This is a genomic window from Providencia sp. UF-224 (assembly GCF_058245955.1).
The window spans coordinates 1-15163 of record NZ_JBSICC010000002.1; the positions used below are offsets into that span (position 1 = coordinate 1).

The 15163-nt window shown below is 38.9% G+C and carries 12 protein-coding genes and 1 rRNA gene; 8 read left to right on the top strand and 5 right to left on the bottom strand.

Annotated elements, in window-relative coordinates; genetic code table 11:
* Window positions 1-138: 138 nt before the first annotated feature.
* Together rrf and AC4IFO_RS02300 are read left to right on the top strand one after the other, a co-directional pair.
* Window positions 139-254 (top strand): 5S ribosomal RNA (rrf, locus tag AC4IFO_RS02295).
* Window positions 255-1346: 1092 nt separating this feature from the next.
* Window positions 1347-2897 carry an aromatic amino acid lyase gene (locus tag AC4IFO_RS02300; protein ID WP_490731518.1) on the top strand — a complete coding sequence of 517 codons (1551 nt, stop codon included), beginning with the start codon at window positions 1347-1349 and terminating at the stop codon, window positions 2895-2897.
* Window positions 2898-2912: 15 nt separating this feature from the next.
* On the opposite strand, the gene idi is transcribed toward AC4IFO_RS02300, so the two are convergent.
* The 4 genes from idi to AC4IFO_RS02320 form a co-directional block, all read right to left on the bottom strand.
* Entirely contained in the window at window positions 2913-3434 is a 522-nt protein-coding gene (idi, locus tag AC4IFO_RS02305; protein WP_490731520.1) for an isopentenyl-diphosphate Delta-isomerase, read from the bottom strand.
* Between the two features lie 166 nt (window positions 3435-3600).
* The gene (narL, locus tag AC4IFO_RS02310) at window positions 3601-4257 is read right to left on the bottom strand and encodes a two-component system response regulator NarL (protein ID WP_490731522.1); all 657 of its coding nucleotides are present in this window, start codon (window positions 4255-4257) and stop codon (window positions 3601-3603) included.
* 20 nt (window positions 4258-4277) lie between these two features.
* Window positions 4278-6044, bottom strand: coding sequence for a nitrate/nitrite two-component system sensor histidine kinase NarX (gene narX, locus AC4IFO_RS02315; RefSeq protein ID WP_490731524.1), 1767 nt, complete (start codon window positions 6042-6044; stop codon window positions 4278-4280).
* Window positions 6045-6524: 480 nt separating this feature from the next.
* Window positions 6525-7433 (bottom strand): DUF808 domain-containing protein, encoded by a 909-nt coding sequence (locus AC4IFO_RS02320; RefSeq protein WP_490731526.1) that lies wholly within the window; start codon window positions 7431-7433, stop codon window positions 6525-6527.
* A 289-nt stretch (window positions 7434-7722) separates the two neighbouring features.
* Between AC4IFO_RS02320 and AC4IFO_RS02325 the strand changes: the two genes are divergently transcribed.
* The gene (locus AC4IFO_RS02325) at window positions 7723-8709 is read left to right on the top strand and encodes a glycosyltransferase (protein ID WP_490731528.1); all 987 of its coding nucleotides are present in this window, start codon (window positions 7723-7725) and stop codon (window positions 8707-8709) included.
* Between the two features lie 45 nt (window positions 8710-8754).
* Here the strand turns inward: AC4IFO_RS02325 and uriH are convergent, their stop codons facing one another.
* Complete coding sequence (uriH, locus tag AC4IFO_RS02330) at window positions 8755-9699, bottom strand: uridine-preferring nucleoside hydrolase UriH (RefSeq protein WP_490731530.1); 945 nt, start codon at window positions 9697-9699, stop codon at window positions 8755-8757.
* A 269-nt stretch (window positions 9700-9968) separates the two neighbouring features.
* On the opposite strand from uriH, the gene AC4IFO_RS02335 reads away from it, so the two are divergent.
* The 5 genes from AC4IFO_RS02335 (at window position 9969) to AC4IFO_RS02355 (ending at window position 15160) form a co-directional block, all read left to right on the top strand.
* Window positions 9969-10715, top strand: a complete 747-nt coding sequence (locus tag AC4IFO_RS02335) for a helix-turn-helix transcriptional regulator (RefSeq protein ID WP_490731532.1) — start codon at window positions 9969-9971, stop codon at window positions 10713-10715.
* A gap of 330 nt (window positions 10716-11045) precedes the next feature.
* The gene (locus AC4IFO_RS02340) at window positions 11046-12350 is read left to right on the top strand and encodes an NAD(P)/FAD-dependent oxidoreductase (protein WP_490731534.1); all 1305 of its coding nucleotides are present in this window, start codon (window positions 11046-11048) and stop codon (window positions 12348-12350) included.
* 48 nt (window positions 12351-12398) lie between these two features.
* On the top strand, window positions 12399-12767 hold the full coding sequence (locus AC4IFO_RS02345; protein ID WP_353244298.1) for a cupin domain-containing protein: 369 nt from the start codon (window positions 12399-12401) through the stop codon (window positions 12765-12767).
* Between the two features lie 28 nt (window positions 12768-12795).
* Window positions 12796-14289, top strand: a complete 1494-nt coding sequence (locus tag AC4IFO_RS02350; protein WP_490731537.1) for an aldehyde dehydrogenase family protein — start codon at window positions 12796-12798, stop codon at window positions 14287-14289.
* A 127-nt stretch (window positions 14290-14416) separates the two neighbouring features.
* A complete protein-coding gene (locus AC4IFO_RS02355; protein WP_490731539.1) occupies window positions 14417-15160 on the top strand; it encodes an SDR family oxidoreductase in 744 nt (247 codons plus the stop codon).
* Window positions 15161-15163: the final 3 nt, after the last annotated feature.

The window sequence follows — 15163 nt, forward strand, 5'->3', positions numbered from 1 at the left end:
ACCGAAGGTGTTTTAGAGAGATGAGTTGATTCAATGAAAGAGTGAGAAGCCGAAAGGTGAAGGACACACAGCTTGTTTAAGATTGATGTTCTGGTTTAGTACACAAAAGTGAGCTGAACGGGAACGAAACCGAATTTGTCTGGCGGCAATAGCGCGGTGGTCCCACCTGACCCCATGCCGAACTCAGCAGTGAAACGCCGTAGCGCCGATGGTAGTGTGGGGTCTCCCCATGTGAGAGTAGGGAACTGCCAGACATTAAATTAGTGAGAAAGCCACCCAATGGGTGGCTTTTTTGCGTTTGGGGAAACGGGAAATGGCGCAATTTACGGTGGTGTGAGCCACGTGGTGTGCTTCGCTTTGTTTACTCTGCCCGTTCCTTTTTATAGTTGAAAGAGGAAGCGGCTCAAAAGCCATAGGTTAATCAATGATCCACCTAGCAACTAACTTATCTGTTTATGGCACTGTAGTTGCGTAAGTGAGGCTGGTAAAGATTAGCGGGTATTCTTGTTGTGGGTGCTGTCTTTTTAGCGTAGGTAAGGCCTGAAGATGAAGCGATAAAGCTCTTTGTCAGTTAATCATAAGCCAATCAGTGGTTTACTTAGTAACTAACTTATCTGTTTATGGTACTGTAGTTGCGTAAGTGAGGCTGATAAAGGTTAGCGGGCAATCTTGTTGTGGGGGGGGTAGCATTGGTAATGCTTAAAGATGAAGAGATTAGTTAATCATAAGGCAATTAGTAGTTCACTTAGTAATTACCGGGGTTATCACGGTTTCATCATGTTAGCTTCCTTTATTCTCCCTTTTCACATCGAAAATCGTCTTCTGTATTTATGCCACTTCTTGTTATTGTTAATCAATAATCCACTCAACAACTAACTTATCGGTTTATGGCACTTTTATAATTTAAACGTACTTGATAATAAAGAGTGGTACTTAGCTTGGTTTGTTTTTTCGTTAAGTCTTGCGGTAGGAGAATGGGAAATTCTAGTTAATCAATGGATTGCTATAAAATTAACTTGTATTATCACACTCCTCATCTTGCTTGAATTTTTATATGCTATCACCTGTTGTTGTATTAATTATAGCTACATATAAGCACCATTGGCCTATGTTATGGTGGTCGTGAAAAATAAAATTAAATAATTAGAAGTTTAGCTGTTAGTTACTCACTATATTTATTGAGGGTTTTTAAATTCAATAAAATTATTTCATTATAATTATTGTTCTCTCCTAATTAATAATGACTGTTAGTTAAAGTTTAAAGATGAAAAAATTTGGTGTTTAATATAAATAAATGAGAAAGACGGTTTTTTATTATCACTTTATTTATTTTTAAAGGGGGAGGTATGGTTTTATTAAATGGAAAAAATATGAGCTTTCATGATGTGGAACTAATTATGAATGGTGAAGATATTGCTGTGAGTTGTGCAGTAATGGAGAAATTAGAGAAAAGCCATAAAATATTAATATCAGAAGCGGAAAAGGGCGCAAAAATATATGGTTTAACCGTAGGAGTTGGCTTAAATAAAGACATGGAATATATAAAATTAAATGGAGGTTTTACTAAGGAATTAATTGAAAAATCAACGATTTTTAACAAAAAACTAATACGTGCACATTCTGTAGGTATAGGTAAGTCTATAGATAGCGGTTTAGCTAGGGCAGTCATGGGAATTCATATTAACATGTTGCTGAATGGCTATAGTGGAGTTCAACCTAGAGTAGTGAATACTTACGTTGAATTGCTTAACAAAAATATCATTCCTTTTATACCAAGTATTGGTTCTATTGATGAAGGCGATATTACAATACTGAGCCATATAGGGCTTGCAATGCTAGGAGAAGGTGAGGTCATTTATCAAGGTAAAACAATGCCGTCTTTAAAGGCACTTCAATTTGCTGGTATTGCACCCATAGAGCCTTGGGCAAAAGATTCACTCTCTTTATTATGTTCAAATGCTTATTCTGTTGCTATAGCAGTAGTTGCGTTATTAAAAATAGCGCATTACATAAAGATAAGTGAATTACTATATTGTTTAAATCTTCAAGCCTTAAATGGTAATATCTCACCTTTAAATCAACAGGTTTTGAATGCTTCAGCTTACCCTGAGGTAATTGCTATGGGCGCAAAGCTTAGAGGTTTATTAGCAGGCTCTACATTGGAGTCTTATGACGATGAACGACATTTACAAGATCCATTAAGTTATCGTTGCGGGGTATTTCGACTTGCGGAGTTACACTTAAGTTATGAACAAGCGAAAGCACAGCTTCTCATTCAAGTAAATGGATCAAATGATAATCCATGTGTGCTTACTGAGAGTGTGCATAATAATTTGGCTGAGAATTATCGTTATAAGGTGGTGCTTCCCAGTGGGAACTTTGAAACATTACCTTGGGTCTTAGCTATCGAAAAATTAAGTTTGGCAGTTGCTCATCATGCTTTAGCAAGCATGCAGCAGATAGTAAAACTCAATGACCCTTATTTTACACAACTAACTCGATTTTTAGGTAATGCGACTGCATTTCATGCACTCGGTGCTATTGAAAAACCTGCAGTTGCTTTAGCAATGAGAATTAAAAATCTAGCAATGCCTGTTTCATTAGATTATTTTCCTGTCGCAGGAGGTGTTGAAGATACCGCTACGAATGCGCAACTCGTTGCTGAAAAATTACAAAGCCAATTAATATATGGGTATGAGTTAATTTCGATAGTATTTTTATGTGTTGTGCAAGCAATTAATTTAAGAAAAGAAAAGGAGCCCTCTTATCTATTATCTTCAAAAACAGAAGATATTTATCGTGGGATATGTGAATATATTGATTTAAATGGCGAAGATAAGTCACTTTCGAAAGAATTAAAATTGATAAATGACTATATTTTGAATTATAAAATATAATCATCGAGCTGTTATTTAATTTGTATTGAAATTTAATGATGGGTACTTATTTAGAATTTCTTTAAACCAAGGCGTAAAAATCTCCGGTTGTTGGTTAACTTCATCAATAAGTTTAGAAATACTAACCCAACGGACGGACATGACTTCTTCTATATTGGGCGAGACTATTTTATCGTAGTGACCAATATATAGGTGGTCATATTCATGTTCAATTAATCCGCCATTTACATCTTCTCGATAGAGAAGAGAGCCTACATGGGTTAGTGGTGTAGTAAAGCCCAGTTCTTCTTGAAGTCTTCGCTCAGCTGCATCAAGTGTTTTTTCATTTGGTTTTGGATGGCTGCAACATGTATTAGCCCACTGGCCAGCAGAGTGGTATTTATGAGCAGCTCTTTGTTGAATTAAGAGCTCATTCTGTTCATTAAAAATGAAGATGGAAAATGCACGATGTAAGCGCCCGAGCTGGTGTGCGAGTAATTTAGGCATAGTACCTATAGCAACATCATTTTCATTAACTAAAATTAAATCGTCTTCCATCTTGTTATATTTCCATCATTAAAGTTATTGCAGCAGTCTATTATAATAAAAAAAATAAAATTGTAGATTTGAGCTATTTATTTAAGATACTTATTGCACCTTTACGAACTTACTTTTTTGATAAAAATGGCAGCTATATCATTATTGATACTGCCATTCCCATTATCTACTTTTGTTGTAAAACCCAAACGGCAGCTTCAACACGAGATTTTAAATTTAGCTTTTTAAGTAAGTGTTTTACATGAACTTTTACTGTGCTTTCTGCAATATCTAGCTTGCGTGCAATCATTTTATTAGAAAGACCTTGTGCAATAAGTTCTAAGATATCCGCCTCCCGTGGTGTTAGTGTTGCTATATTATTTTCATCATGGGTCGGATTATCACGTAAAGATTCGGCAAGAACGGATGTGAGGGTAGGGCTGACAACTAACTTCCCACTTGCAGCTTCTTTGAGTGCAACAATCAGTTCTTCTGGTTCCATATCTTTTAATAAATAGCCATCTGCACCACGCTTTAAAGCATTCACTAAATCATCACTATAATTTGAGACAGTAAAGAGGATAATTCGACCCGAAAGCTCTCTTTTTCTTAGCTCATCAAGTGTTTCAAAACCATTCATTCCTGGCATATTTAGATCGAGTAGGATGAGGTCAGGGTCTTGTTCTTCTGCAATTTGAATTCCAGCCTTTCCATCGCCCGCTTCACCGATAACTTGTAATGAAGGTTCTAAACTAATCAGTTGTTTGACTCCATTTCTCAGCATCGGATGATCATCAATAAGTAGAATGGTTGATTTATCATTCATTGTATTTGTATTTTCCATAGATGATTTTCTCCGGTGTATTAAGCTTCAGATAAAGGGAAAGTAACCTTAACTTCGGTTCCGCCTTGAGGTCTGGGAATAATAAGACATTCACCATTAAGGCTGAGGGCTCTTTCTCTCATAATAATTAGGCCATAGTGATTAAGTTTATCGGCATTTGATGTAATTCCACCACCATCATCGGTAACTTTAATACAAATAATGCCTGAATTTTGCGTTAAGGAGACTTCAGCCCAGCTTGCATTTGCGTGTTTTAAAATGTTACTTAGGGCTTCTCGGATTATCTGTATAATATGAATTGATTGATGTGGCGAGATACTTTTCGCAGGGATATCATAGTGCAACTTAATCGTATAGCCCATTCGTTCATTGAATTCACTAATCGTACTTTCTAGGGATGGGAGCAGCCCTGGTTCCGTTAGTTTTAACCTAAATGTGGTTAAAAGCTCTCTCAACTGACTGTAAGCCGTATTAATTTCACTGCGCATCTCAGTTAATAATTGCTGTGGTTTTTCGGGTAATGGCTCAGGCTGTAGTTGTAGGTAGCTAATTTGCATTTTTAAGCAAGATAGCGATTGGGCAATTGAGTCATGCAGCTCACGTGCAATGGCAGAGCGTTCATCCATAATTAACAACTGTTGTTGTTGTTCAATTTGGTGCTCCATCGCTAACATGCCAGATATTTGCTTTACCAGTACAGAGACTAGGTTATTTTGCTCATCAGATAAGGCTTGACCGTGCTCTATTTCACCAATAATGACGCCATAACGATGCATATTGTCTGATAATTCCCACTGTATAGTCAGCAGTTTTTGATTTTCGGATGGGCTATCTTGTCTTTCATTTAGCTGCGGTAGTTCGTCGTGTAACCCTATTGATTGGCAATTGATTTCATGAAAATAGGCTTCATTGTTATCTTCGTATAACCGTAAAGCCAGATTGTTTAATATGGTAATATTCTTCAGCTCAATAAGAACTTTTTGCAGCCTTAAGTAAAGTGGTTCAGATGAGTGAAGTATTTGATTAGACTGGTATAAATAGGAAAGCACTCGGTTTTTAGTTGTTAGATCGGCTGTTTTTTCTGCAACACGCTCTTCTAGCTGATGATAGCTTTGTGCGAGTTCTTCAGACATCTGATTTAGCGTTTCACCCAGTGCATTTAATTCATCTTGCCGGTTATTTTTGGGATAGCGCTGGCTGAAATCCTTTTGCCCAATAGCCGTCACCATGGACAGTAATTTCATCCATGGGTAGTAAATTTTTCGACGTAAGTGCCATATAGTGCCCATTAACAGCAAAAATACTAAACTAATGAAAATAAGTTGTGTCATGGCGACATAAGCTATTTTTCTTTCAGTCTTTTCATCAATATTATGAACCAACTCATCTAGTTTATTAACGAAAGATATGACTTCGTATCTTGCGTCATTTGGCGTGTTAGCATCCATTAATGCAGGGCGTAATATTTGTAGCCAAAAATTGAGAAGCTCATTAAATTGTGGTGTTAAACTTTCAACTTTAACAACTTGCGTGAGTTCAGGACTTAGCAAATCTTTTTCTAGAGCGTCAAGATAGTGTTGATTTTGTTGATTAAGAGGAACCAATGAAAGCAATCGGTAGCTTTGCATGCGTAATGAGCCAGACTTATTGATTGCGTGCGCATTACCTTGCACGCTGATGATCATACGATTGGAAATCGTCATACCAATAATACCAAGTATTGCAATCAGTAGCATGAGGCCAATGACTTGGTTTATTATCGAAAATCGACGATACAGAGTCGGCATTTTGGGGTCCTCAAAAATCCATAATGAAGCCAGCTTTAAGGTTAGGTTGGCTCTATTGTTCATAAAGACAACTTTATTAAATATACTACTTTAGTATTAACTTAAAGAGATTTACTCAGCATACAGTGCTTTCAAAAGAGAGTATAAAAACTTAAATATAATCTTATGTATTGATAGATAAGGTTAAAATTATATTTGTTTGCTGTTTTTCTTACTCTGATTACGTATTATAACGTAAATTAAAGATGAGTTTCTTTTGATTTAGATCAGACTGAATATTTTTATCCTGTAAAAAAATGGGTGCAGGATATATCGTAAATACTCAAAATTTGAAATCTTCGATATGTATTTAATTATATATCGATGATGTAAAAGACAATGAAATAATAAAAAATTGACTAAAGGTATTTTTTATTTCATCGAGTGAGCGAGTAAGAAAATAGAATAATGTGAATAAAACGCACTATTCTATTTTTGATATTAGAATTTTTTAATTTTCTTGATCAAAGCGAAGAGCATGACAAGACACATGCCTATGATGAAGCCAAAGAATAAGTTAATTATTGTTGGTAGGATAAATTGCATAGTACTACCAATGACAGGGGTTAATAGGGCAGTAAAAGATAATTCTTCAATCCAATCAGAGAAGTAGTGAATGCCATGTGTGATAATCCCGCCTCCAACCATAAACATGGCAGCAGTACCGACAACGGAAAGTGTCTTCATCAAATAGGGCGTTACATAAATAAGGCCATTACCTAGTTTTTGTAATAGCGTAGAGGTTTTCTTTTGGAGATAAAATCCTAAGTCATCAAGTTTAACAATCCCAGCAACGAGTCCATAGACGCCAATGGTCATGATAATGGCAATAAGAGACAGAACTGCAAACTGGTTAACTAATGTGGTGGTAGATACTATACCTAATGTAATCGCAATAATTTCGGCGGATAAAATAAAATCAGTGCGGATAGCGCCTTTGATTTTTTCTTTTTCAAATTCAGCCAGTTTATCTTCGGATAGGGGGTGCACTTGTACGGCTATTTTTTCATCGGAATGAAAAATATTATGGGCTATTTTTTCTGCGCCTTCAAAGCATAGGTAAGCGCCACCTAACATTAATAACGGCGTGATAGCCCAAGGAATAAATGCGCTGATCAATAAAGCCAGAGGAACTAAAATTAATTTATTGATAAATGAGCCTTTAGCAACGGACCAAACAACAGGAATTTCCCGTTCAGCGCGAACACCCGTCACTTGTTGAGCATTCAAAGCAAGGTCATCCCCTAAAACCCCAGAGGTTTTTTTTGCAGCCATTTTCGTCATCACTGCAACATCATCAAGTACAGCTGCAATATCATCCAGTAATGTTAGTAAGCTACTTCCTGCCACCGCAAACCCTCTATTAAGTTTGTTTAAGATGTTGTTAATGTTTATTAGGCTGGTTAAGTGATAATAAGTTCATTCTCACTTAATAACTTATTTAAGTTTTAAATAACGCATTTATTACTTATCTCCAGTATTATTTGATTATGAAATTTTTATGACAATGGAACCAAAGCACTTTTTTCTTTTCTAACTAGTGAATTTCTGCAAACTCTGAAAATGAGTTTCCATTTGTTGTCTTTAGCAATGTTGCCTTGGGTTAGTAATTTTAAATTGATTGGTATAGGGTTAATTCATGTCTTCTCAGCCAGTTTTGAGTATTGTTGTTGCGGTTTATAATGGTGAAAAATTTTTACCTCAATTCTTTGACAGTCTGTTAGCACAAAATTTAGAAAACTGGGAGCTCATTGTGGTTAATGATGGCTCTAAGGATAATAGCGAAGGAATTATCAAAGAGTATGAGGATAAATTCAGTCAGTTGAAAATATTGTCTCAAGAAAACCAAGGCGTATCAGTTGCACGTAATACTGGAATGGTTGAAGCAACAGGGAAGTACATTACCTTTCCTGATATTGATGATGAAATTAGTCCCAAAATGTATGGCAGGTTGTTAGAAATCGCATTAGCGGGTGACTTGGACGTTGCAACTTGTAATGGTACCTATGTTTATACGAATGGTGATGCACCAAAAGCGATTTTTCCGCCAAATAAGGTGCCTTCTACAGGGGTAATTAGTGGCCCTGAATGGCTAGAAAAAGGGCTGAGTTCCCGTAAGTTTCTACATGTAACTTGGCTGAATTTGTACCGTTTAGATATGTTACGTCAACATAACTTTTTCTTTGAGCCGAAGCTACACCACCAAGATATTCCGTGGACAACGGAAGTTTTACTGGTTGCAAAGCGCGTGCAGTTTATTAATGAGCAATACTATCGCTACCTGATCCATAACCAATCTGTTTCTCATTCATTGAGTGGTGATGAGCGGTCGGTGCGTAAGATTAATACTTATTTAAAAATTATTGATATGTTGTTAGCGATTTACCAGCGTTATCCAGAGCAAGTCAAACAAGCGCCTGCATGCATTTGGCAAGTAGGTAAAGAGGGATTAGGGGTTGTTCAAGCCTTACTTGCAATTAAATCCCCTGAAATTCGCAAAGAAATGGTGCAGCAATTTTTCGATAAAGGGTATTGGGAAATTGTGTGGAACCATGCGACAACGGTAAAATTAAAATGGCGCTTAATTAGACGCTATACGAAATTAAAAGATATCTTAAAAGCCTAATCGTTTAAATGGGTAGCTTATTCAGTCGGATAAGCTACCTTTTTATTATTTACCTAATTGCTTTAGTGCATTAATAAACATTTCCCATAATCGTTGATTATTAAGCTTCGTTGCCACTTGTGTATGGCAATCCGCGGGGGCTTGAGCACGAAAATCGGTTACTGTCATCCCAAGCGTTAATGTCCCTTGAAGTTCAATATCAACAGGGGCTTTGCACGTTTCTATCATTGATGGGTCAATAACATAGGCAACGGCACACGGGTCATGTACTGGCGCATGGTCGCTGTAGCCGTTACGTTGGCGATATCCCGCCGTGTAGTAATTCAATGATTCAACGACAAACCGGCTAATCGGTGTATTGAGTGCGGCAATTTCAGCCATGATGGCATCTGTTGGTTTTGCTTGGTGAGTTAAATCCAGTCCAACCATTGTTAATGGCCATTTTTCGTTAAAAACAATATGGGCCGCTTCTGGATCAATGGCGATATTGAATTCGGCAACAGCGGAGCGATTCCCCGTATGATACCCGCCCCCCATGAGTACGACCTCTTTTACTAACTCAACAATTTCAGGGGCTTTTCTCACTGCAAGGGCAATATTTGTTAAGCCACCGATTGGCACTAAAGTGATCGTTTTCGCGGGATGCGATTTAAGGGTATCAATAATCAAGTCAACAGCATGGCGCTTATCAAGGGGTAATGTAGGTTCTGGGAGGTGGGTACCATCTAAGCCACTAATCCCGTGTACTTCAGCGGCATTCTGAATAGCCCGAACTAAAGGGCGTGGGCAACCCGCAGCAATCGGAATATGTTTAGCGCCTGCAAACTCTAGGATAGCACGTGCATTGTGAGTGACTTTTTCTAGGGTTTGATTTCCCACAACCGTCGTGACCGCTAGCAATTCTACATTCGGATTACCTAGGGCTAATAAAATAGCCATGGCATCATCATGCCCAGGGTCACAATCCAAAATAATTTTGTGTAAAGGCATCGTATCTCCTTGTATAAAGCCATTTTTATTAATTATTAGACTAATAAATTATGAGAGAGTTTCATGTGATCCGCTTCTGGTTTGCTTATCCCACATCAAATATTTAGTAACAAAATATTAATACTTTTGGACGATACTGTGATTTGATTAACATATTAATAACAAGTGGTTTGAGCTTAGGCAAATAATGTGTTTTTTATATCCTTTTGGGCTAATGCATTTGCGAGCCAAATTTAATTCATTAATAAGTTAATAAACTTGGGGGCGAAATGGATAATTATCTTACCAAATTACCGGATGTAATTGATTCTATTGCAACTAACCAGTTTTACCCTAATTTATTATCATGGTTATCGTCCTTTATCGCTTTTGATAATGCGATAGTCTATTCCTTTGAGAAAGGAACTCCTCCTCGCTTTTTGTCCAAGGTTGAAAGGCGAAATAGCGACAGTGTGAACCGAATCTATCAACGCGGCGCTTATTTAATGGATCCGTTTTATCAAGAGATCCAAAAAGGGGGGACTTCTAAAGTTCTTACCTTGAAAGAGTTAGCGCCTAAAGGTTTTTATCATACGGATTATTACCTTAATTTTTACCGTAAAACAGGTTGGTGTGATGAGGCAGGATTGCTATTGGAAATTTCTGCGGACAGGCAGTTGGGCATATTTTTCGGTAATGAAGATAGGCCATTTTTCTCTGAAAAATACACGCAAGCCCCATTAAAAGAAGCGTTTGAAATTATTTGTAGTATGGCCCGATTGCATAAAGAGGTCTCCCCCAATGCGGTATCGAGCCATTATCAAATGGCAGATAGGCAAACACGTTTCGGTTTAACGCCAAGGGAGTGTGAAGTGGTGGAGTTGATCCTTGAAGGTAAGGGATCTCCTCAAATTGCCGAGTCACTTTTCATTAGTCTTGGTACCGTCAAAAATCATCGTAAAAACATCTATCAAAAATTGAATATTAATTCACAAGCGGAATTGTTTAATTTATTAATGAATCGAATTACCCAGTGATTGTGTTAGGTGAGTGTAAATATAGCTAGAATAATAAGTAATATTAATTATGTTATTAATCATGTGATTACGGATTTTTTCATTTTTTTTTATACTCCATTCATTTTTGTTAAAAAAACGTAAAAAATATTGTTAATATCGAAATGTTTACTTAATTCATTGAATATAAATAACAAACAATAATTTATTAAAATTTTATTTTTATTTAAATATTCTACTTGGCTCACAAATGTTAACTTAATGTTTCGAATGTCCCTAAAGGGCTATGTAATTGTTAATGTAAGGTTAAGATAATCGAGGTATTGCAAGATACTAAACAGGGTATCCATTATGAATAACCAAGTAGAATCATTAACTTATTACTCGGCGACTAAAAAATACGACTTACGCTTTCCAATATTGAAAGAAGACCTTGATGTAGATGTTGTGATCATTGGGGGAGGATTTTCAGGTATCCATACCGCGCTTGAATTGTGCGAGAAAGGGATTACCAATATCGCTATTTTGGAAGGACGTTACCTCGGTTACGGTGGTTCTGGGCGCAATGGTGGTCAAGTGATGGCAGGAATTGGCCATGACATTGATGCAATCAAAAAATATGTGGGTCCTGAAGGACTAGAAACCATCTTTAAGCTCAGCAATATGGGTGCTGGAATTATGCGTGAGCGCATTGCTAAATATGATATTGATGCGGACTTTTGCCGTGGATATGCTTATTTAGGGAGCAACGCTCGCCAAGAAAAAACACTGCGTAGCTGGCTGAAAGATTTCAAATCGGTTGACCCCGATGAGGAAATTGAATTTTACAGCGGCTCTGAGCTAAAACAGATTATCGGTTCAGATGCTTATACCTGTGGTATCAAACATATGGGTGGTGGGCATGTACACTCGCTGAATCTGTTATTGGGTGAGGCGAAAGCGGTTAGCGAAATTTATGGCGCTAAAATTTTTGAAAATAGCCAAGTTTTGAATGTTGAGTATGGTAATACCATCAAAGTCAGAACCGCGATGGGCACCGTGAAAGCCCAGAAAATGCTGTGGGCATGTGACTCATTCTTAAATGGCCTTGAGCCAACGATTTACCCAAAAACCATTAACACCTATGCCTATCAGTTAATGACAGAAGAGCTGTCTGACGAGTTAATTGAGCAAATCAGCCCAATTCGCGGCGCTTATAGTGATATTCGCCCTGTGATTGATTATTACCGTGTGACCAACGAAAACCGTTTGTTATTCGGTAGTTCAACGCATTTTCTTGAGTACATTCCGTCTGATTTAAAAGCGTGGAATCGTAATTTAATGTTGAAAGTCTTCCCTTACCTAAAAGATGTCAAAATCGAATTAGCATGGGGTGGGCCAATGGCCTGTAGCGCGAATCTTTTCCCGCAAATAGGTTCGTTGCCTCAACATAAAAATGTGTTTTATGCGCAGGGTTACTCAGGTTTTGGTGTCACGCCAAGCCAAATTGTGTGCAAGGTATTGGCCGAAGGAATGGTGGAAGGTTCTCACCGTTATGACTTAATGAGTTCGATTCCTCACGCGAATATTATTGGTAAAGACAGCATGCGCAATGTGATTGTTTCACTTGCAAAAATCATGCACCAAACATCGGGTTACTGGCAGGGTCGCCGCTAATTCGTATCAGTTTAATTATTTTATTGAAATCGATTAAAGGTAAACATCATGATTAGTCCATTACTGCTGAATAAACCACTTCCAGAACTGCTGAACATTGGTAGCGTAACAAACTTAGGCTCTGTGGTAGTCGAGGGCGATCCACAAGCAAGCGTGGCTATGGTGCACGGTGAGCCAACTGATAACCTGACTTGCGGTATTTTTGCGTGCACAACAGGCAAGTTTAAGATGGTTTATCCATTTGATGAAATGGCAACAGTGCATGAAGGCTCAGTTAAATTAACCGATGTCAAAACGGGTGTGACCGTTGAATACCATAAAGGTGATACATGGTTTGCAGCGAAAGGTACTGAAGTTTTATGGGAAATTGATGCCCCACGTTTCGTTAAGCACTACCTAGCTTGTGTGAATGCTTAATTAATTTCTATTTAGTGGAGTGATTGCGATGAGTGAGTTAACCCTATTACCTGAAGTCAGCGAATTTCTGAAACGTCAACATGGGCATTTTATCAATGGGTTGCCGGTTTCTGGCAAAGGCGAGACTTTTTTTAACGTCGTCAATCCAGCCACAGAACAAATTATCGCTAAAGTCAAAGAAGGGACATTAGCGGAAGTGGATGCAGCAATGAATGCGGCACACGCGGCATTCAAAGGTGTTTGGGCAAATACCACGCCAATGGAACGGGGTAACTGCCTAAACCGCCTTGCGGATTTACTTGAGAAGCACCTTGAAGAACTCGCGCAGCTCGAAACCTTATGTTCAGGGAAGACTATCCAACTTTCACGTTTCCTTGAAGTAGGTTCAGCGGCGCAGTTTTTACGCTATTTCGCAGGTTGGGCAACAAAAATTAGCGGTGAAACGTTAAATGTGTCACTGCCATCATTTAACGGTGAAAAGTATTCTGCGTTTACGCAGCGTGAGCCTGTTGGGGTAGTTGCAGGGATCATTCCATGGAATTTCTCCATCATGATTTCTATTTGGAAATTGGCGGCTGCATTAACCTGTGGTTGTACGATTGTATTAAAGCCGAGCGAGTTTACGCCACTGACCATGTTACGCGTGGTGGAATTAGCGAAAGAAGCAGGGATCCCAGACGGTGTGATTAATATCGTCAATGGTGGTGGTCGTGAAGTGGGGCCTGCACTTATTCAACATCCATTATGTTCTAAAGTGACCTTTACGGGGTCTGTACCGACTGGGCTGGCGGTAGGGCGCACAGCGATGGAAGGAAAATTAACCCGTGTGACCTTAGAGCTGGGGGGTAAAAACGGTGCGGCATTCTTGGCCGATTTACCTGTCGAAAAAATCGTTAATGGCATTATCGAAGCGGGTTACCTAAACCAAGGGCAAATCTGTGCGGCGGCAGAGCGTTTTTACATTCCATCCAAATTAATGGATGAGGTGTTGGCTGAGCTTAAAACCCGTTTATCTGCGATAAAAATTGGTTCTCCATTAGACGAAACAACGGAAATGGGCCCGCTTGCCAACAAAGCCCACTATGAAAAAATTCTCAGCTTGTTTGAGAAAGCACGCCAAGATGGCAGCGAAATTATTTATGGTGGTCAGCCTATTGCAGGAGCAGGGTATTTTGTTCCACCTACAATCATCCGAGCGAATAGCCCAGAAGATGCGTTGATGAAGGAAGAAACCTTTGGTCCTGTCGGCACCTTCTTAAGTTACGATGATGAAGAACAACTTATTGAGATGATGAATAGCACGCCATTCGGTTTAGCAGCTAGCGTGTGGACAAATGACCTCAGCAAGGCGATGCGAATGATTTCACGTATTGAAGCGGGCACAGTCTGGGTGAATATGCATACCTTCCTTGACCCTGCGGTACCATTTGGTGGTATTAAATCTTCAGGTATTGGCCGCGAGTTTGGCAGTGCCTTTATTGAGTATTACACCGAATTAAAATCTGTCATGGTGCGTTATTAGTGGTTAATCTTGAGTATTGTTCAACTGCTTCCCGGCCATCGTGCCGGGTTTTTTTATGCTTTTAGTCGTCTTGACATGAAAATTATGGCTATGATAGCAATCTATTATCGTTGAGCTAGGTCATGATATGAAAACAGTATTGATCACCGGCGGAAGCCGAGGTATTGGTCGTGCAACTGCAATACAGCTTGCACAGCTTGGTATGCGAGTACTCATTAACTATAAAAGTGATCATCAGGCGGCAAAAGAGGTGATCGCACAGATTCAGGCATTTGGTGGCCTTGCGTATGCATTAGCGTGTGACATAAGTAGTGAAAGTGAGGTTGTTAAGTTGTTCGAGACCATTAAGCAGCAACATGGTGACTTGCACTACTTAGTCAACAATGCGGGTATTTTATTTCAGCAATGCAAAACAGAGGCGTTAACAGCACAGCGAATTAATACGGTTCTGGCCACAAATGTCACTGGGTTATTGATCTGCTGCCGTGAGTTTATCCAACTGGCCCGCCATTTTAACCACTTTGATAAAAAAGCGATTGTGAATGTTTCGTCAGCGGCAGCACGTTTAGGTGCGCCTGGAGAATATATCGATTATGCTGCGTCAAAAGGCGCAGTAGACTCCATTACTAAGGGACTATCATTAGAGTTAGCTGAGTTAGGGATACGCGTAAATGGCGTTCGTCCCGGCTATATTTATACACAAATGCACCAAGATGGCGGTGAGGCGGGGCGGGTTGATCGGGTTGCGGCACAGTTACCACTGAAAAGAGGCGGCGAGCCTGAAGAGATTGCTGAAATTATTTCATGGCTGCTGAGTGATGCCTCATCCTATGTGACGGGCTCGATTATTGATGCGGCGGGTGGCCGCTAGTTA